Source organism: Acidovorax sp. NPDC077693 (assembly GCF_044542805.1).
Taxonomy (GTDB): Bacteria; Pseudomonadota; Gammaproteobacteria; order Burkholderiales; family Burkholderiaceae_C; genus Acidovorax.
On record NZ_JBITVD010000006.1, the window covers coordinates 136,233 to 154,557 of the forward strand.

Sequence of the window (18,325 nt, forward strand, 5' to 3'; positions counted from 1 at the left end):
ATAGCTGATAGCGCTTATTGGGAGCGCGGTAGAGGCTTATTTCATCAATAAATCACCATCCGCCCTCCCACTGGATAACTGGCGCGTTCCCTTTCGGGGACAGCGCACAGCGGCTCAGGGGCGTGGCTCTCAGGCTGCGACGCTTTTCAGCGCGTCGTTCAGCGTCTTGCTGGGGCGCATCACGGTGTCGAGCTTGGCGGTGTCGGGCAGGTAGTAGCCGCCGATGTCGGTGGGCTGGCCCTGCACGGCATTGAGCTCGTCCACGATCTTCTGCTCGTTGTCGGCCAGTTGCTTGGCCAGGGGCGCGAACTTGGCGGCCAGGGCGGCGTCGCCGGTCTGCGCGGCCAGCTCCTGCGCCCAGTACAGCGCCAGGTAGAACTGGCTGCCGCGGTTGTCCAGCTGGCCGGTCTTGGGCGAGGGGTTCTTGTTGTTGTCCAGCAGCTTGCCCGTGGCGGCATCCAGCGTCTTGGCCAGGACCTTGGCCTTGTCGTTGCCGGTCTTCAGGCCCAGGTCTTCGAACGACACGGCCAGTGCCAGGAACTCGCCCAGCGAATCCCAGCGCAGGTGGTTTTCTTCCACCAGCTGCTGCACGTGCTTGGGCGCCGAGCCGCCGGCACCCGTTTCGTACATGCCGCCACCGGCCATCAGCGGCACGATGGACAGCATCTTGGCCGAGGTGCCCAGTTCCATGATGGGGAACAGGTCGGTCAGGTAGTCGCGCAGGATGTTGCCGGTGGCGCTGATGGTGTCCAGGCCGCGGATCACGCGTTCCAGCGTGTAGCGCATCGCACGCACCTGGCTCATGATCTGGATGTCCAGGCCCGTGGTGTTGTGCTCGTGCAGGTACATCTTGACCTTGGTGATCAGCTGCGCTTCGTGCGGGCGGTACGAGTCGAGCCAGAACACCACGGGCATGCCCGAGTTGCGGGCGCGGTTCACGGCCAGCTTCACCCAGTCGCGGATCGCGGCGTCCTTGACCTGGCACATGCGCCAGATGTCGCCCTGCTCCACGTTCTGCGACAGCAGCACTTCGCCCGTGGCCAGGTCGGTGATGTTGGCCACGCCGTCTTCGGCGATCTCGAACGTCTTGTCGTGCGAGCCGTATTCCTCGGCCTGCTGGGCCATCAGGCCCACGTTGGGCACCGTGCCCATGGTCTTGGGGTCGAACGCGCCGTGCCACTTGCAGAAGTTGATGATCTCCTGGTAGATGCGGGCGAAGGTCGACTCGGGCATCACGGCCTTCACGTCCTTCAGGCGGCCGTTGGCGTCCCACATCTTGCCGCCGTTCCTGATCATGGCGGGCATGGAGGCGTCCACGATGATGTCGTTGGGCGAGTGGAAGTTGGTGATGCCCTTGGCCGAATCGACCATGGCCAGCTCGGGGCGGTTCTCGTGGCAGGCGTGCAGGTCGCGCTTGATCTCGTCGCGCTGGCTTTGCGGCAGCGTCTCGATCTTGCTGTACAGGTCGACCATGCCGTTGTTCACGTTCACGCCCAGCTCGTCGAAGGTCTTGGCGTGTTTCTCGAAAGCATCCTTGTAGAAGATACGCACGCAGTGGCCGAACACGATGGGGTGCGAGACCTTCATCATCGTGGCCTTCACGTGCAGCGAGAACATCACGCCGGTCTTGCGGGCGTCTTCGATCTCTTTTTCGTAGAAGGCCAGCAGCGCCTTCTTGCTCATGAACATGCTGTCGATGACCTCGCGGTCGAGCAGCGCGACCTTGGGCTTCAGGACGATGGTCTTGCCGCTCTTGGTGATCAGCTCCATCTTGACTTCGCGGGCGCGGTCCAGCGTCATGGACTTTTCACCGTGGTAGAAGTCTCCGGCGTGCATGTGCGAGACGTGCGAGCGCGAGGCCTGGCTCCACTCGGCCATGCTGTGCGGGTTCTTGCGCGCGTATTCCTTGACGGCCTTGGGCGCGCGGCGGTCGGAGTTGCCTTCGCGCAGCACGGGGTTCACGGCCGAGCCGATGCACTTGCCGTAGCGGGCCTTGATGTCCTTTTCCTTGTCGTCCTTGGGCTGGTCCGGGTAGTCGGGCAGTGCGTAGCCCTTGCCCTGCAGCTCGGTAATGGCTGCCTTGAGCTGGGACACCGACGCGCTGATGTTGGGCAACTTGATGATGTTGGCATCGGCCTGCAGCGTCTTCTTGCCCAGCTCGGCCAGCGTGTTCGGCGCGCGCTGGTCTTCCTTCAGGAATTCGGGGAACTCGCCCAGCACGCGGGCGGCCACGGAGATGTCCGATTCCGCCACGTTGATGCCGGCCGGTGCGGCAAAGGTGCGGATGATGGGAAGAAAGGAAGCCGTGGCCAGGCGAGGTGCCTCGTCGGTCAGGGTGTAGATGATGGTCGGTTGCTGAGTCGTCATGGCTTGTCTCACGAAACGAGTATGTGGACGGCCCCTACCGGTGCAGGACAGAGGCCAAACGCGGATGCTCTCGCATTCTCCTTCCTTGGCGCTTTCTCGGGCCCCGGTTTTTGCAATCGAATTCCACGATGCAAAATTTACGGGTGGGTAAACACATTTTTTTCGCTCGTTTCCATGCAGGCATGGGCATTCGCCAAGCGAAAAGGGGTTCTCAAAAAAACGCTAAACCCCATGGCAGGCAGGGCCAAGCACCAGGGCTCAACGGGCCGCAGCTGGGAGCGTGATGGCCATTACGCGGTCCCCCACCACCGCAAACCGCCGCGCCATCGGCGGCACCGATTGGCTCGATGTGCCCGTGAAGGCACCGAATGCCGGCAGCACCAGCAGCCCGGGTGTCAGGGCATAGCAGGGCAGCCGCATGGCATCGCGCGCCGGGCCGTACAGCGTGGTGGTGGGGTGCAGATGGCCGGCCAGCACAGTGGCGCCTTCCGCGGTCTGCGGGTGGTGGCAGGCGGCCACCGGGGCGCCTGGCAGGGGTTGCCAGGGCTCGTCGGCCAGGTCGATGCCCAGGGCGCGCGGCGGGTCGCCCGCGTGCAGGTCGTGGTTGCCGCGCACCAGGGTCATGGCGATGTGCGCGTGGTGCTGGCGCCAGGGCAGCAGCTGGTTCCACAGCCGCTCGTCCGCACCGCTGCGGGCGTGCAAAAAGTCGCCCAGAAAGACCAGGTGCTCCGCGCCCGTCACGGCCAGCACGGTGTCGAGCCGGGCCAGGTTGTCCGCCGTGGTGCCGTGCGGCACGGGCTGGCCTGCGCGGCGGAAGGTGGCGGCCTTGCCGAAATGCACGTCGGCCACGAAGGCCATGCGCGCGGCGGGCCACCACACGGCGCGCTGGGGCAGCAGCCACAGGGCGGTGCCGCAGTGCAGGGTGATGGCGTGGGCGCCAGCAGGTGGGGATGCCAGCGAAGAGGCGGTGGTGGTGTCGGTGTCTGCGGTCACGGGCAAGGTCGGTCGGTCGTCGTCTTCGTCGTCGTGCTCAGAATCCGTGGCGTCCCCGGGGTCGGCGCGGCGCGGCACCGGCGTCGCCGCGGCGTGCGCGCCGGGGGGATGCGGTGGCGCCGTCGGGGACGTCCCAGGCCATGTCGGCCGGGGCCACGGGATTGTCGGCGAGGTGGGTGCCGGTGCTGTCGTCGGCGGCCTTCTCCAGCGCCTGCACCATGCGCGCCAGGCGGTCGGCCAGCGTTTCGGTGCTCAGGCGTTCGCGAAAGCGCTCCACCATCAGCGGCAGGGCGAACGGGGTGGGGCGCGTGAGGGCATGGATGGACAGGGTCTGCGCCTGCATGCCGCGCAGCGTGCGTGCCAGCCGCTCCATGTCGAGCTCGTTGGCCAGCAGCTCGGCACGGGCCTGGGCCAGCAGCAGGTTGTCGGGGTCGTACTGCGCGAACACGTCGTAGTACAGCGACGACGAGGCCTGCAGCTGGCGGCTGCTGCGCTGCTCGCCCGGGTGGCTTTGAAAGATGAGGCCTGCGATGCGCGCGATCTCGCGAAAGCGCCGGCGCGCCATCTCGGTCGCGTTCAGACTGGCGAGCACTTCGTCCTCCAACCCGCTGCCGATGGTGGTGTGCGTGCCCTCGCCGATCAGGCGCGGCAGCAGCGCGGCCCAGTCCACGGGCTTGGCCGACAGCAGCTCCAGCCCATAGTCGTTGACCGCGATGGAGAAGGTGTTGGGCACCTGCTCCGATGCGCGCCAGGCCAGCAGCCCCGCCAGGCCCAGGTGCACCAGGCGGCCCGCGAGCGGGTACAGGTACAGGTGCCAGCCTTCGCGCGTGTGCAGGGTTTCGGCCACCAGGCGGCTGGGCGTGGGCAGGGCCGACCAGGCATGCTGCAGCGCCAGCAGCGGCTGGGCGCACTGCATCTCGGGCGATGCGTAGACGCCGCGCTCGGCCTGCTCCAGCATCTCCAGCATGGCGTCGGCCAGCGTGTTCGACAGCGGCATGCGCCCGCCGTTCCAGCGCGGCAGCGCGGCGCTGCCCTTGGGGGCGATGCGCACGTAGGCCGTCATCTGCTGGGTGCGCACCAGCTCCAGCAGGCGGCCGGCGAACATGAACACGTCGCCCTTGCGCAACCGGGCGATGAAGCTCTCTTCCACCGAACCCAGGCGCCCGCCGCTCAGGAACTGCACCTGCATGCTGGCGTCGCTCACGATGGTGCCGATGTTGCTGCGGTGGCGGCGCGCGAGCCGCGCATCGGGCACGCGCCAGATGCCCTCCTCGTCGGGCGCGGCGCGCTGGAAGTCGGGGTAGATTGCCAGCGAGGCCCCGCCCTGGCGCACGAACTGCAGCGCCCACTGCCAGTCGTTGTCGGCCAGCGTGGCATAGGCCGGGGCGCGGCGCACCTCGGCCAGCAGCGCATCGGGTTCGAAGCCGCCGCCCAACGCAATGGTGACCAGGTGCTGCACCAGCACATCGAGCGGTGCGCGCGGCGTGTGCCGGTCTTCGATGCGGCCCTGGGCCAGCGCGTGGCGTGCGGCGGCGGCTTCCACCAGCTCCAGGCTGTGGGTGGGCACGAGTGTGATGCTGGACGTGCGCCCCGGCGCATGGCCCGAGCGGCCCGCACGCTGCACCAGCCGCCCCACGCCCTTGGCCGAGCCGATCTGCAGCACCTGCTCCACCGGCAGAAAATCCACGCCCAGGTCCAGGCTCGACGTGCAGACCACGGCCTTGAGCAGGCCGGTTTTCAAGCCGTTCTCCACCCAGGCCCGCACGTCCTGGCTCAGCGACCCGTGGTGCAGCGCAAGGGTGCCGGCCCAGTCGGGCCGCGCCTCCAGCAGGGCCTGGTACCAGCGCTCGGCCTGCGAGCGCGTGTTGGTGAACACCAAGGAGGATGCACAGGCCTCGATGGACTCCACCACCTGCGGCAGCAGTGCCAGGCCCATGTGCCCGGCCCAGGCAAAGCGGTCCACCTTGGCCGGCAGCATCACCTGCACCTGCAGCGCCTTGTCCACGCGGCCCTGCACCAGCACGGCCGGTGGTGCCGCGGGGGCGCCCGGGGCAGGGCGGGGCAGCAGCGTGTCCAGCGCCTCCTGCAGGTTGCCCAGCGTGGCCGACATGCCCCACACCTGCAACGCCGGATTCCAGCCCGACAGGCGGGCCAGCGCCAGTTGCGCCTGCACGCCGCGCTTGTTGCCCACCAGCTCGTGCCATTCGTCCACGACCACCAGTTGCACATGGCGCAGGCGCTCGTGGGCGTCGGCGCGGGCCAGCAGCAGCGACACGCTTTCGGGTGTGGTCACCAGCAGCGTGGGCAGGCGGCGGTCCTGCGCGGCGCGCTCGCCGCTGGCGGTGTCGCCGGTACGCAGGCCGCTGGTCCAGTCGGGCGCCAGGTCGGGCAGCGGGGCCTGCAGCGCGCGCAGCGTGTCGGCCGCCAGGGCGCGCATGGGGGTGATCCACAGCACGGTGAGGGGCGGGGCGGCAGCACGGCGCTTGCGCAGGGCAGTGCGGTCGCTGGTACTGGCCGAGGACGTCGCAGCCTCGATGGAACCTGCCCCGGCTTCGACAGGCTCAGCCCGAACGGGTGGGGATGTGATCGGTCTGGTCGATCCGGCTGTCGGCACCAGCGCTGGTGCCTCCCCAGCCCTTGCCAGGTGCTGCAGGGCGCCCAGCCACACCGCATAGGTCTTGCCCGCACCGGTGGTGGCGTGCAGCAGGCCCGAACGGCCCTCGCCCAGGGCGCGCCACACTTCTTGCTGAAAGCCGAACGGTTGCCAGCCGCGCGCCGCCATCCAGCCCGCTGCGGCGCTCAGGGCGACGGTGGGCAACGGCTTGCGCGGGCGGCGCGGCGGGGCCTTGGCAACGGTGCTCATTGCGGTGCGTCTTGCCCTGGCAACAGCGCCATCAAGGTTTGCAGCGTGTCCGCCTCGGCCACGGTCTTGTCCTTGCGCCAGCGCAGCATGCGCGGAAAGCGCACCGCGATGCCGCTCTTGTGGCGCGGGCTCTTGCCGATGCCCTCGAAGCCCAGCTCGAAGACCATGGTCGCATCCACGCTGCGCACGGGGCCGAAGCTCTCGCGCGTGGTCTTGCGCACGATGGCGTCCACCTGGCCGATCTCCACATCCGTCAGGCCCGAATACGCCTTGGCGAATGGCACCAGTTGCCGTTCAGGGTCGTCCGGCGGGCCGTTCCACACGGCAAAGGTGTAGTCGCTGTACAAACTGGCGCGGCGACCGTGGCCGCGCTGGGCGTAGATGAGCACGGCGTCCACGCTCATGGGGTCGATCTTCCACTTCCACCACACGCCCACGTCCTTGGTGCGGCCCACGCCGTAGTGCGCCTGGCGGTGCTTGAGCATGAAGCCCTCGGTGCCCATGCCGCGCGCGGCCTCGCGCTGGCGCGCCAGGTCGTCCCAGTCGGCGCCGTGCAGCAGCGTACTCAGGCGCAGGGTCTGATGCGGTGCGATGGTGGCAGAGGGCGTGGGTGTGGGAGTGGGAGTGGGTTCGGGGGCAAGCTCCACCATCCGTTCGGACTGAGCCTGTCGAAGTCCAGCGCCGCGCTTCGGCAAGCCCGTCGTGAACAGTTCGGTGGCCGGGAGTGTTCCTTGCGGTGCATCGGCCGGTGGTTGCAGCAGCGCCTCCAGCAGCGCGCGGCGCGCCTGCTGGGGCTGCTGGCGCAGGTCCTGGCCCGCATGTTCGAGCAGGTCGTAGGTCACCAGCACCACGGGCAGCTCGCGCAGCAGCTTGGGGCCCAGGGTCTTGCGGCCCAGGCGTTTTTGCAGGTCGGCGAAGGGGCGGGGCTGGGGCTCGCCGGGCAGCCACACCAGGATCTCGCCATCGACCACCGAGCCATCGGGCAGCTGCGCCATGGCAGCCTCGGCCAGTTCGGGAAAGCGGTCGGTCACCAGTTCTTCGCCACGCGACCACACCCACACCGCGCCGCCGCGCCGCACGATCTGCGCGCGGATACCGTCCCACTTCCACTCCACCAGCCAGTCGCCGGGCGTGCCGAGCAGCGCAGGCATCTCGGCCACGGGCTGGCTGAACGGGTGGGCCAGGAAGAAGGGGTAGGGCTGGCCTGCCATGCCGGCATCCACCGTATCGCCCGCGTCCCCATCCGCAGCCTCGCCCACGGGCGCCACCAGCGCGCTGTAGTCTCCTGCTGCGGGCTGCCGGCCGATCTGCGTGTAGCCCATCAGCCGGTGGGCGATGCGCTTGGGGTCGAGCGCGCTCACCGTGGCCAGCGCCTGCGTCACCTGCAGGCGCGACACGCCCACGCGGAAGTTGCCGGTGATGAGCTTGAAGTACACGAAGCGCTGCTCCGGTGCCAGCCTGTCCCACTGCGCGCGCAGGCGGGCGTCGGCTTCGTCGGGCGGCAGCGCGCGCAGGGGCAGCAGCTGGGCCATCCACTCGGCCAGCGGCAGGTCTACGGGTTGCACCGGCGCAGGCAGCAGTAGCGCGAGCGTTTCTGCCAGGTCGCCCACGGCCTGGTAGCTTTCTTCGAACAGCCATTCGGGCAGGCCGGCGGCCTCTTGAGCCAGGGCTTTGAGGCGCTTGGTGGGCACCATCTGGCGCGGCTTGCCGCCCGCCAGGAAGTAGGTGGCCCAGGCTGCATCGGCCGGCGGCGCCGCGCGCAGGTAGGCCACCAGCGCCGCCAGCTTGGCCGACTGCCCGGTGGTGGCATCCAGCGCCTGGAACAGCTCGGCAAACGCCCTCATGGCGCGGCCTCGGGTTGCGTGCCCGGCTCCTCGGCAGGGGCCGCAGGGAGCGCTGCGTTGGCGTCGTCCTCGTTGTCGTCGGCGCCGTATTCCGTCTTGAACACCTGCGCGTCCAGGCCCTGCTCGCACAACCAGCGCACCATCACCTCGGTACTGCCGTGGGTGACGATGACGCGCTCGGCCCCGGTGGCCCCGATGGCCTTTTGCAGGCTGGGCCAGTCGGCGTGGTCGCTCATCACGAAGCCCCGGTCCACGCCGCGGCGGCGGCGTGCGCCGCGCACCAGCATCCAGCCGCTGGCAAAGGCATCGGAATGCTCGCCAAAGCGCTTGAGCCAGGGCGTGCCCGCCGCCGAGGGCGGGGCCAGCACGAGCGCGCGGCGCAGCTCGGCCTTGGTGACGCCCGGGTCCGTCACGCGCAGCGTGGGCGGCAGTGCCACGCCGGCTGCGCGGTATACGGCGTTGAGCGGGTCCACCGCGCCGTGCACGACGATGGGGCCGATGTCCGGGTCCACCCCGTGCAGCAGCCGCTGCGCCTTGCCGAAGGCATACGCATACAGGATGCTGGCCTTGCCCGCTGCGGCATTCGCAGCCCACCAGGCATTGATGTCAGCGAACAGCACCGGCTGCGATGGCCAGCGGTAGATGGGCAGGCCGAAGGTCGACTCGGTGATGAAGGTGTGGCAGCGCACCGGCTCGAACGGCGGGCAGGTGCCGTCGTCCTCCAGCTTGTAGTCGCCCGACGCCACCCACACCTGGCCGCCATGCTCGATGCGCACCTGCGACGAGCCAAGCACGTGCCCCGCAGGGTGCAGCGACACGCGCACGCCCTGCTGGTCGATCACGTCGCCATAGGCCAGCGTCTGCAGGTCGATGTCCGCACCCAGTCGGTTGCGCAGCGTGCCTTCGCTGTCCGTGTGCGCCAGATAGTGCGCCGAGCCCATGCGCGCGTGGTCCGAATGCGCATGCGTGATCACCGCCCGGCTGACCGGTCGCCAGGGGTCGATGTAGAAGTCGCCGGGCGGGCAGTACAGGCCTTCGGGGCGGTGAACGATGAGGTCGCTGGGCATGGCGTGATGGTCAGGGACGCGGGCTGCAGATAAAAAGCAGTGCTGCCGCTGGATGGAATTAGCCTCTTTGCTATGAAATAGTGAGCGCTTGATGTTGGGCGACTGTCCGCCATCATCACCACATCGGCCCAGCCGTCTGCAGGCCAACGCCGCATGTTGCTGAGCACGGGGTGGAATCCGCAGGTGCGAACAGGGGGTCGCTGAGCCGTACCATGGCGCATTCTTTTGCCGAAAGGAAGTGGTTTCCATGCACCTCGTCCTGACTGGGCGCCTGCTGCGCTCCGTGTGCGTCGTGGCAATCCTGGCCAACACGGCGTCTGTCGCCCTGGCGCAAGGCGCTGGCGCCCCGGCGCCAGCCCGCACCAACGCCTTCAACGACCCGTTCGTGCAGGTCACGTCCGCCATGCGCGCCTGCCCCGTGCCCGAGGGCCCGCTCTACACCGAGGCCGAGGTGCGTGAGCTCGCGCATGTGCGTTCGCAGCACGGCGGCAGCTGCCACCGCGTGGGGCGCTGCCGGCTGCCCAACTCGTACCTGTACGACGCCGAGATCATCCCGCGGGTGCAGCACTACTTGCGCGAGGACGGGCGCTTTGGCGATACCAGCGTGTGGGTGCTGGGCGAGCGCCGCCTGGTCACGCTGATGGGCTGCGTGCAGTCGGCCGAGCAGGCGCTGGCGATGGAAAAGGCCGTGGAACTGGTGGACGACGTGATGGGGGTGGTCAACCTGCTGCAGGTGGGCACGGCGCGTGGTGCCGCGCGCTATCCCTTGGCGCCGCTGACGCCGACGCCGACGCCGCCAGAGCCGCTCCAGCAGCGGTAGCGGTAGCGCGCCACGCGCCGGCGCGATCAGACGAACAAGGTGGACAGCATGTGCGCCGGGACGGGCAGGCCGGGCGTGGCGTCCGTGGCTTCAAAAAAATCTGCGCCTTGCTGGGCCGGGCGGATGGACGAAAAAATGGGTGGGAACACGGGCTGCGTGATGTGGTGCTGGGTCTTGCACTCTTCGCAGGCATGCAGCTTGGGGACGAACTGGCGGTTCTTGCGCGAACCCACCGGGCCCAGCGTGTCCCAGACAACGCGCGAGGCTTCTGCCGACACCGGTTTGCAGTGGTTGCGCCAGTCCACGTTGCCCAGCACGGCCACGTAGAAGCCGAGCAGGTTCGACACCAGATCTTCTTCGCTGAAGCCGCTGTCCGTGAAGGCCGACAGCGAGGCCTGCACGTCTTCGAAACCCAGGGAGACTTCCTTGAAGATCGCCAGCGCCACCGAGCGCTGGGTGGCCAGCGGCAGGCCCTTGCGGATGAAGTAGAACTTCGTGAAGTCGCGCGAGAGGCCGAACTTGCGCATCCCCTGGCGGTACATCACCAGATGGTGGTCCGGCTTGCCCGTGACCTGCAGGCCGCGTTCCAGCGAGACGTCCTTCCACAGATAGGCGGCGCTCGCATGGCGGTTGGCCGGCTTCTCGACCGACACCAGGTGGCCAATATCGATCCAGCCGCAATTGCACGTGTAGATGAGGCGATTGGGAATGTCCGAGCGAGATGACATGGGTGTTCAACGGGGAAGTGGAGGAAAGGAAGTGCCCGGCACGAAGGGCGGCGTCTTGGTCGAATCAATCGAAGTGGGTGATTTCGAAGCGGATCAACGGGGTTCCCCCATCGCTGTCCTCATAAGTGGTCAGCAGGACCAGGTCGTGCTTGGCAGAGGTGTATTGCGCCTCCCGCAGTCCCGGGGAGACGGTGTGCTTGTTGCTGGCCACGGTCGGGTCGTTGCCGCCGGTGCTGACGGAGTGCAGGGCCAGGTTTTGCAGTTGCCGGGTCATTGCGTCCCAGACCGCATCGGCGGTTGCAGGCGGCACCTTGAAGCTCAATTGCGATTGGGCCGGCTTGTTCCCATCGCCGACCGAGCCGAAGTACTCGGGGCCCTGCGCCCCGTCGGGCACCTGTACATCGCGGACCAGCGACGAGATGCCCAGGTAGTACACGGGCGAGCCGGGCCGTGTCACGTAGTCTTCCACGGCAAAGAGATAGCCCAGCGTGGCCATGGCCGCCAGCACAAGGGCAGAGGCCGCGACGGCGGCCCATCGAAAGACAGTGCGAAGGGAGAGCCCTGGCATGGTGGGATCGGGGTCGAGCAAAGGAGGACCGGCGATTCTGGCCGTGAAACTCCAAGGCCTGCGTGTAAGAGATGTAATGGACCGTATGCAGCGCCGGGCGGTGGCATGTCATGTGCATGCACCGCGAGGCCCTTGGCTCGCCCATGGTGCCGCACCCCAGGGATTTCCATATCCGCAGAAGCGGGGAGCTATTGCACATTGCGTGCTGACAACACATTGGAGGTTTGTATGCGCCTGCGTTTCGATCGTTCTTCGCTGCTATCCGCCCCTGCACTGGCGGCAGTGATGGCGTGCATGGTGCCCGCCATCGCGGGCGCAAAGCCTTTCAAATGGGCCGGTTCCAGCGACATCCAGACCATGGACATCCACTCGCAGAACAGTGCCCTGGGCAACGGCATCCATGCGGCGGTGTACGAGTCGCTGGTGATGTTCAACAGCCGCACGCTCAAGGTCGAGCCGCTGTTGGCCACCTCGTGGCAGCAGGTCACCCCCACGCAGCTGCGCCTGAAGCTGCGCCAGGGCGTGAAGTTCAGCGACGGCTCGGCCATGACGGCCGACGACGTGGTGTATTCGCTGCAGCGCGCGATGAGCAAGACGTCCACCTACGCCATCTACACCCAGGGCATGGACCGCATCGCGAAGGTGGATGGCGAGACCATCGACATCTTCCTGAAGAACCCCAACCCGGTGCTGCTCAACCAGCTGACCGAGCTGCGCGTGATGAGCAAGGCCTGGGCCGAGAAGAACAACGCGGTGGAGCCCAAGGACATCAAGGCCAAGGACGAAACGTTTTCGCACCGCAATGCCATGGGCACCGGGCCCTTCGTGCTCAAGGAATGGGTGCCCGACCAGAAGATCGTGTTCGCCGCCAACCCGCTGTGGTGGAACGCCGGCAAGACCGAGGGCAACGTGACCGAGATCACCTACACGCCCATCAAGTCCGAGGCCACGCGCATCGCGGCGCTGCTGTCCGGCGAGGTCGACATGGTGCGCGACACCAGCCTGCAGGACCTGGAGCGGCTTCGGGCCAACCCCAATCTCAAGGTCATGGAGATGGTCGAGAACCGCACCATCTACCTGGCCATGGACCAGTTCCGCGACGAGCTGCCGGGCAGCAACATCAAGGGCAAGAACCCGCTCAGGGACCTGCGGGTGCGCAAGGCGCTCTACCAGGCCATCGATGTCGGTACGTTGCAGCGCGTGACCATGCGCGGCATGTCCAAGCCCACGGGCGCCATCGTCTCGCCGCTGGTCAACGGCTGGACGGAGGCGGTGGACAAGCGCCTGCCCTACGACCCCAACGCGGCCAAGGCGCTGCTGGCCGATGCGGGCTACAAGGACGGCTTCGAGGTCGACCTGGCCTGCAGCAACAACGCCATCATCCAGGACGAAGGGCTGTGCCAGGCCATCACCTCGATGTGGGCGCGCGTGGGCGTCAAGGCCAAGCTGCGCACGCTGCCGGCCGTCACCTACTACCCCATGGCCCAGCGGCACGAGGCCAGCATCGCGCTGCTCAGCTGGGGCGTGCCCACGTTCGACGCGCTGTACACCCTGCAGTCGCTCACGCGCACCAAGACCACCGGCGGCGACGGCAACTACAACCTGGGCCGCTACAGCAACGAACGCATGGACTACATCGTGGACCGCGTGAAGACCGAGATCGACCTGCCGGTGCGCAACCGGCTGCTCACCGAAGGGCTGCAACTGCAAAACGACACCGTGGCCAACATTCCACTGCACAACCAGATGCTGGCCTGGGCCATGAAGAAGAACGTGGATCTGGTGCAGCGGCCGGACAACCGCATCGACTGGCGGTTGATCAAGGTGAATTGAGGGTTGGCGGGTTGCTGGTTGGAAGGGGACTGGGGTGAAGCAGCCGTAGCGCGCGGAAGACGGCCCCCTCTCCCCGACCCTCTCCCGCGAGGGGAGAGGGGGTGAAGCCGGGGTGGGGTGAGGCACTGACAAAAATGGCCTCTGGCGCGCTTTCTACGAGCGCTAGAAGCTATTCTTTGTATAGCATTCTTATCCACTGCATCTCGCGGCACACACAGCGACAGGAGCCGCAGACAGCCCCCCAAAAAACGCCCTCTCCCCTCGCGGGAGAGGGCTGGGGAGAGGGGGCGTGAGCAGCAGAGCCTCAATACAAACCCCCGCTCTGCGCACACTGGCAGCCAGCGCGATCGATCCATCCGCCTGCACCCCATCGGTTGCTCACTTCATGGGCTGCCACACGATGATCGCCATGCCCGCCAGCGCCACCAGCACCCCCGCCACATCCCACGGCGTGGGCCTTATGCCGTCCACTGCCCACAGCCAGGCCAGCGCCACGCCGATGTAGACGCCGCCGTACGCCGCATAGACGCGCCCCGCGCCGGCGGTGTCGTGCAGCGTGAGCAGCCAGGCAAACAGCGCCAGGCTCAGCGCGGCGGGCACCAGCAGCCAGGCTGGCTTGCCCTGCCGCAGCCACAGCCACGGCAGGTAGCAGCCCACGATCTCGGCCAGCGCTGTGGCCACGAAGAGTGCGAAGGTCTTCACAGGCCCACCTGCGCTTTCGTTTTCGCATTCGCCAGACGGGGGCGGTGGGCCGTGTCGTTGCTCGCTGCCTCGCCAGCGGCAGGCGCCGTCCATGCGCGCAGGGCCAGCTCGCCCTCGGCCGAGAAGTGCACCACGCGCGAGTCCTTGTCGCGCCGCGCCCAGCCGCGTTCCACCAAGCGCTGCAGCAGCGCGGCACCGAGCGCGCCGCCCAGGTGGTGGCGCCGCTCGCTCCAGTCCAGGCAGGGGCGGCACAGCATGCGCCGCTGGCGCTCCACCACGGCCGTGTCGATGCCTTGCTGGGCAAACCACTCGGCACCCGCCGTGGTCAGCGCGAGGCCGCCATCGGCAGCGTGCAGATAGCCCTGGCGCAGCAACGCCTCGTGCAACTGCACGCCCACTTCGCCCGCCAGATGGTCGTAGCAGACGCGGGCGCGCCGCAGTGCGGGTTCGCGCGGGCTGGCGCGCAAGCGCACCGCGCCGGCACGGAACGCCACGTTCATTAGCGACTCCAGCAACTGCGCCACGTCGCGGTCGGCCAGGCGAAAGTAGCGGTGCCGGCCCTGGCTCTCCACCGCCAGCAGGCCGGCGTCGAGCAGCTTGGCCAGGTGCGCGCTGATGGTCTGCTTGGTGACGCCGGCAATGTCCGCCAGCTCGGTGGCCGTGAGGGCGCGGTCGGCCATCAGTGCGGTCAGGACTTCGGCGCGCGCGCTGTCGCCGATGAGCGCGGCAATGCGCGCGATGTGGGGGCCGTCTTTCATGGTTCGATGTTGGGCGAACCATTCCAGCACGTCAAGCGCCTATCGTCAAACCCTCACACACCACACGCATCCCGACCCGGGCATCACACCATGATCACCTGCTTCATCCGCTACGACATCGACCCCTTCCAGCGCGAGCAGTTCGCCGAATACGCGCGCCGCTGGGGGCAGATCATCCCGCGCTGCGGCGGCCACCTGCTGGGCTACTTCCTGCCACACGAAGGGACCAACTACGAGGCGTGGGGCCTCATCGGCTTTGACTCGCTGGCCGCGTACGAGGCCTACCGCGCCCGCCTGCGCACCGACCCCGAAGGCCGCGCCAACTTTGCGATGGCGCAGGAAAAGCGCTTCATCCTGCGCGAGGAGCGCACCTTCACCCAGGGCGTCGAAGGCACGCTGGGCCTGCCCGCGCACCCTGTGGAGTCCGCCCCATGATCGCCGTGATCTTCGAGGTGCTGCCCGCACCCGGCCGCAAGGACGCCTACCTGGCCGCCGCCGCCGCGCTGCGGCCCGCGCTGGAGCAGATGGACGGCTTCATTTCCATCGAACGGTTCGAGAGCCTGAGCGAGCCCGGCAAGCTGCTGTCACTCTCGTTCTGGCGGGATGAAGAGGCCGTGGCCCGCTGGCGCCAGGTGGAGGCCCACCGCAGCACCCAGCAGGCCGGCCGCGCTGGCATCTTTGCCGACTACCGCCTGCGCGTGGCCGCCGTGGTGCGCGACTACGGCCTGCACGACCGCGCACAGGCGCCAGCGGATTCACGCCGGGTGCACGGCTGAGCGGTGCGCTGCATTGCGGCCCTGCCTGAGGCGCACGATCTGCGTCAGGGCATGTACCCTGTGCGAAGCGCATGCGCCCAATCCGGCCTCTGCCGCTGCTCGGCCAGCAGCGCCATCGCTTCATGGTCGTAAGCCACGGCGATGTGCTCCACCTGCCACTGGCCGCTGTGCAGCGTGATCAGCGCGTAGCGCGCATCGGGCGTGCCAGATTCCACCGCGTGGTAGACCGGGTGGTCGTCGCTGTACGCCTGCAATCCCACGCTGCCGGGGTTGACCAGCAACTGCGCGCCCAGCCGCACTGCGCGCGGCACATGGGTGTGCCCGCAGGCGATCACAGACACCGCAGTCTCTACATCGAGTCGCTCGCGGATCTCTGCGGGCCGCGCCAGGCGCAGGGCGTGGCCGTCCAGCGTCTCCAGCAGGTATTCGTGGTCACTGCGCGGCGAGCCGTGGCACAGCAGCACGTCGTCGGTCAAGCGCACGCGGTGCTGCAGCGTGCGCATCCATGCGAACTCGGCCTCCGTGAGCTGCGCGTGCGCGTACTCGTCCGACGCGCCACCCCGCCCGGGCTGCAGGTGCAGCACCTGCCGCTCGTGGTTGCCCGCCAGCGACAGCCATCCCGAGGCCATGAGCCACTGCGCCGTCTCGCGCGGCAGCAGCGGGCCCGAGAGGTTGTCGCCCAGGTTCACCACCCGGTCGGCGCCGCGCTGTCGGATGTCGGCCGCCACGGCTTCGAGTGCCGCCAGATTGCCGTGGATGTCGGAGACGAGGGCGATGCGCATGGTGAGAAAAACTTTCAGCAGGGTGACACGGAGATGCTCCCCATGCCCTGGCACAGGTGTCCGCTCACGCGGGCCTGGTTGAACAGCAGGTCGCACAGCCACGCGTACACCACCGCAATGTAGGCCAACTGGCCCCATCCCACGTAGCTGCCGAAGACGATGGTGGAGAGCCAGTTCTGGCCCCACAGGTACACACCGCTGCAGATCAGCGTAGCCGCCAGCAGCGTGGCCGCGGCCGGTACCAGCGCCGCCGCTTGTGCACCGCGGCGCCGCCATGCGGCCAGCCCCAGCAAGGCAAACGCGAGCGCATTCGCGCCGCTGAAGATGCGCAGCTCGCGCAGCAGCTTCTCTGCCGTGTCGAGGTAAGCCGTGCGGATCAACGCGTCGAGGCGGGCCTGCATCTGCTGCGCCGTGCCGATCTCCAGCTGCAGGCGCTGCTCGCGCCGCTTGCGGCACTCGCAGGCGGGAATGCCCATCTCGGCTGCGATGGCAGCCACGCGCGCTGGCAGGCCTGCCGACAGCGCCTGGCGTGCCGCGTCGATCTCTTGCTGCTTGCCCTGCCAGAGAAGCCGCGCCCGCCCGGTCAGAAAGCGCTCATCCAGGGCCTGCAGCTTCTCGCCGGTTTTCTTTTCAATGTGCTGGCGGATCATGTCGCGCGCCGTGTGCTCGACCCAGGTGGGTTGCAGCAGGGAGGTGATCAGCAAGGCGCCAAAGAGCAGGCTGCCAAGAAGCGCGATGAGCAGCGTGAACGAGCGAATGAACTGGGGCATTGGTCGAGCATAGATGGGCACGCCCGGGTGGCCTTCACGTGCAGCGATGCCGCCGGATCGCGTCGTGAAATCCATCACTGTTGATGAGAAAAGCTGTCGGTACGGGCCCTGTCGTCCGGCCCCTCGGTCGTCGCAGCAACAGATCTCCACGCGGCTTCGGTCCGCGCACAAAAAGTTGCCACCGCCGACGCGGCAGCGGCGGGCGCGACCTGCAGCAGCAAGTGCGGAGCCTCGATGCGAACAAGCTCGACGCTGGGGAGCGCGCGCGTGATCACCTGAGCCGATGCGTCCTTGATCAACCGATCTTCCGTGGCTTGAAGGTACAGCACCGGCACTTGCACAGTGCGAAGCTTGGCCACCACGTCCACACCCAAAATGGCGCTCGCTCTTGCGCGCAGCGCCGTACCGGACACCTTAGCCAGCGCTGCGTGCAGCAGGCGCCCCAGTTCCGGCGACGCGTGCCGGCCCATGAGAAATTTGCCCACCAGCCAGGCGGGTGCAAGCTCGAAGGGCGTGATGGCTGCGAGCGCCCTCACAGCGCGTAGCAACGGGACCGGGTTCTTCGCAAACGTGGCGCAGAGCACCACCCCGGCCAGCCCTGGCGGACAAGACGCAGCCAGCGACAGTGCGATGGGGCCTGAGAACGACTCACCCAAAAGAACATAGGGTCCGTCCGTAGGCAGTGCTTTTCGCGCCACCGTCTCAAGCGCTTGATAGTCGAGCGCCGCATCCGTGGGATAGCTCACCACAACCGTACGGATCATCGGTCCCAAAGCCGCAACGAATGGTGCGAAAAGGTCACCTGTGCCGTCCATGCCGGGGAGTAGTACGACTGTGACCATGATCCGGATTTTTGACATTGGACGTGTAGGTCTTCCAGGTGCCAACCAGGATGACTAGGCTACAACTGGCACATCAGCCTCTTCCTGCCTCCGCCGCCCATACACCAGCACAGCCAACATGCCAGCGGCCACCGCAGCCTGAATGGCGCGTGAAGGCGCTTCAAAAAAATAAGAGGGAAGCATAACCAACATGCTGGCTGTGATCACCCACTTCGTGGTGTGCGAAATCGCTCCAGACGTCTGCCGGTTGGTGATCAACTTGCCGAACTTTTGGGTGGGTCGTCAGCCACTTGTCCAAGACCGGTGACGAGCGTGAAAAGCACCCAACACCCAACGGCCAGTGCAAGAAACACGATGCCTGGAATTAATGGCACCACCAGAGTGATCAGTGCAATGCTTGTACCTTGACCAGTGTCTACCAGTAAGTGGCATCTTGGACTGCAGAATTTGGCGTGGCGTGGGACTGTCGGCAGTTCGTCCATGAGCGTTGTTGCACCTTCAACACTATGGGATGGCTCGAAAAACGTCAGCGTGCAGAGCCACTTCTTGCAGGATTTCGTCAGAACTCGCGCGGCCAGCTATAGCGAATACGACGCAGATTGCCAGGGATTG

At 67.4% G+C, this 18,325-nt stretch carries 16 protein-coding genes; 4 read left to right on the top strand and 12 right to left on the bottom strand.

Annotated features, from left to right (window positions below; genetic code table 11):
• Window positions 1-129: 129 nt before the first annotated feature.
• The 5 genes from ACIGHN_RS10045 to ACIGHN_RS10065 all read right to left on the bottom strand — a co-directional run bounded on the left by ACIGHN_RS10045 (window position 130) and on the right by ACIGHN_RS10065 (window position 9,134).
• Entirely contained in the window at window positions 130-2,367 is a 2,238-nt protein-coding gene (locus tag ACIGHN_RS10045; RefSeq protein WP_056410531.1) for an NADP-dependent isocitrate dehydrogenase, read from the bottom strand.
• Window positions 2,368-2,625: 258 nt separating this feature from the next.
• A complete protein-coding gene (gene pdeM / locus ACIGHN_RS10050; protein WP_396504244.1) occupies window positions 2,626-3,366 on the bottom strand; it encodes a ligase-associated DNA damage response endonuclease PdeM in 741 nt (246 codons plus the stop codon).
• A 31-nt stretch (window positions 3,367-3,397) separates the two neighbouring features.
• A complete protein-coding gene (locus ACIGHN_RS10055; protein ID WP_396504245.1) occupies window positions 3,398-6,223 on the bottom strand; it encodes a ligase-associated DNA damage response DEXH box helicase in 2,826 nt (941 codons plus the stop codon).
• The gene (locus ACIGHN_RS10060) at window positions 6,220-8,067 is read right to left on the bottom strand and encodes an ATP-dependent DNA ligase (RefSeq protein WP_396504246.1); all 1,848 of its coding nucleotides are present in this window, start codon (window positions 8,065-8,067) and stop codon (window positions 6,220-6,222) included. The genes ACIGHN_RS10055 and ACIGHN_RS10060 overlap by 4 nt, the downstream gene beginning before the upstream one ends.
• Window positions 8,064-9,134 carry a ligase-associated DNA damage response exonuclease gene (locus ACIGHN_RS10065; protein ID WP_396504247.1) on the bottom strand — a complete coding sequence of 357 codons (1,071 nt, stop codon included), beginning with the start codon at window positions 9,132-9,134 and terminating at the stop codon, window positions 8,064-8,066. The genes ACIGHN_RS10060 and ACIGHN_RS10065 overlap by 4 nt, the downstream gene beginning before the upstream one ends.
• A 247-nt stretch (window positions 9,135-9,381) precedes the next feature.
• Between ACIGHN_RS10065 and ACIGHN_RS10070 the strand changes: the two genes are divergently transcribed.
• On the top strand, window positions 9,382-9,954 hold the full coding sequence (locus tag ACIGHN_RS10070) for a BON domain-containing protein (protein ID WP_396504248.1): 573 nt from the start codon (window positions 9,382-9,384) through the stop codon (window positions 9,952-9,954).
• Between the two features lie 26 nt (window positions 9,955-9,980).
• On the opposite strand, the gene ACIGHN_RS10075 is transcribed toward ACIGHN_RS10070, so the two are convergent.
• Together ACIGHN_RS10075 and ACIGHN_RS10080 are read right to left on the bottom strand one after the other, a co-directional pair.
• Complete coding sequence (locus ACIGHN_RS10075; protein ID WP_056410510.1) at window positions 9,981-10,682, bottom strand: hypothetical protein; 702 nt, start codon at window positions 10,680-10,682, stop codon at window positions 9,981-9,983.
• 64 nt (window positions 10,683-10,746) lie between these two features.
• Window positions 10,747-11,250, bottom strand: a complete 504-nt coding sequence (locus ACIGHN_RS10080; RefSeq protein WP_396504249.1) for a hypothetical protein — start codon at window positions 11,248-11,250, stop codon at window positions 10,747-10,749.
• A gap of 285 nt (window positions 11,251-11,535) precedes the next feature.
• Between ACIGHN_RS10080 and ACIGHN_RS10085 the strand changes: the two genes are divergently transcribed.
• Window positions 11,536-13,083 (top strand): ABC transporter substrate-binding protein, encoded by a 1,548-nt coding sequence (locus ACIGHN_RS10085; RefSeq protein ID WP_396504376.1) that lies wholly within the window; start codon window positions 11,536-11,538, stop codon window positions 13,081-13,083.
• 378 nt (window positions 13,084-13,461) lie between these two features.
• Here ACIGHN_RS10085 and ACIGHN_RS10090 read toward each other — a convergent pair whose 3' ends face one another.
• Together ACIGHN_RS10090 and ACIGHN_RS10095 are read right to left on the bottom strand one after the other, a co-directional pair.
• Window positions 13,462-13,785 (bottom strand): YnfA family protein, encoded by a 324-nt coding sequence (locus ACIGHN_RS10090; protein WP_056166658.1) that lies wholly within the window; start codon window positions 13,783-13,785, stop codon window positions 13,462-13,464.
• The gene (locus ACIGHN_RS10095; RefSeq protein WP_396504250.1) at window positions 13,782-14,543 is read right to left on the bottom strand and encodes an ArsR/SmtB family transcription factor; all 762 of its coding nucleotides are present in this window, start codon (window positions 14,541-14,543) and stop codon (window positions 13,782-13,784) included. The genes ACIGHN_RS10090 and ACIGHN_RS10095 overlap by 4 nt, the downstream gene beginning before the upstream one ends.
• Before the next feature lie 90 nt (window positions 14,544-14,633).
• On the opposite strand from ACIGHN_RS10095, the gene ACIGHN_RS10100 reads away from it, so the two are divergent.
• On the top strand, window positions 14,634-14,978 hold the full coding sequence (locus ACIGHN_RS10100; protein ID WP_056410501.1) for an NIPSNAP family protein: 345 nt from the start codon (window positions 14,634-14,636) through the stop codon (window positions 14,976-14,978).
• Window positions 14,975-15,319, top strand: coding sequence for an antibiotic biosynthesis monooxygenase family protein (locus ACIGHN_RS10105; RefSeq protein ID WP_396504251.1), 345 nt, complete (start codon window positions 14,975-14,977; stop codon window positions 15,317-15,319). The genes ACIGHN_RS10100 and ACIGHN_RS10105 overlap by 4 nt, the downstream gene beginning before the upstream one ends.
• Window positions 15,320-15,363: 44 nt before the next feature.
• Here ACIGHN_RS10105 and ACIGHN_RS10110 read toward each other — a convergent pair whose 3' ends face one another.
• The 3 genes from ACIGHN_RS10110 to ACIGHN_RS10120 form a co-directional block, all read right to left on the bottom strand.
• A complete protein-coding gene (locus ACIGHN_RS10110; protein WP_396504252.1) occupies window positions 15,364-16,101 on the bottom strand; it encodes a metallophosphoesterase family protein in 738 nt (245 codons plus the stop codon).
• Between the two features lie 14 nt (window positions 16,102-16,115).
• Window positions 16,116-16,871: a hypothetical protein gene (locus tag ACIGHN_RS10115; RefSeq protein ID WP_396504253.1), complete on the bottom strand. Its 756-nt coding sequence runs from the start codon at window positions 16,869-16,871 to the stop codon at window positions 16,116-16,118.
• A 74-nt stretch (window positions 16,872-16,945) separates the two neighbouring features.
• A complete protein-coding gene (locus ACIGHN_RS10120; RefSeq protein ID WP_396504254.1) occupies window positions 16,946-17,713 on the bottom strand; it encodes an alpha/beta fold hydrolase in 768 nt (255 codons plus the stop codon).
• Window positions 17,714-18,325 lie beyond the last annotated feature (612 nt).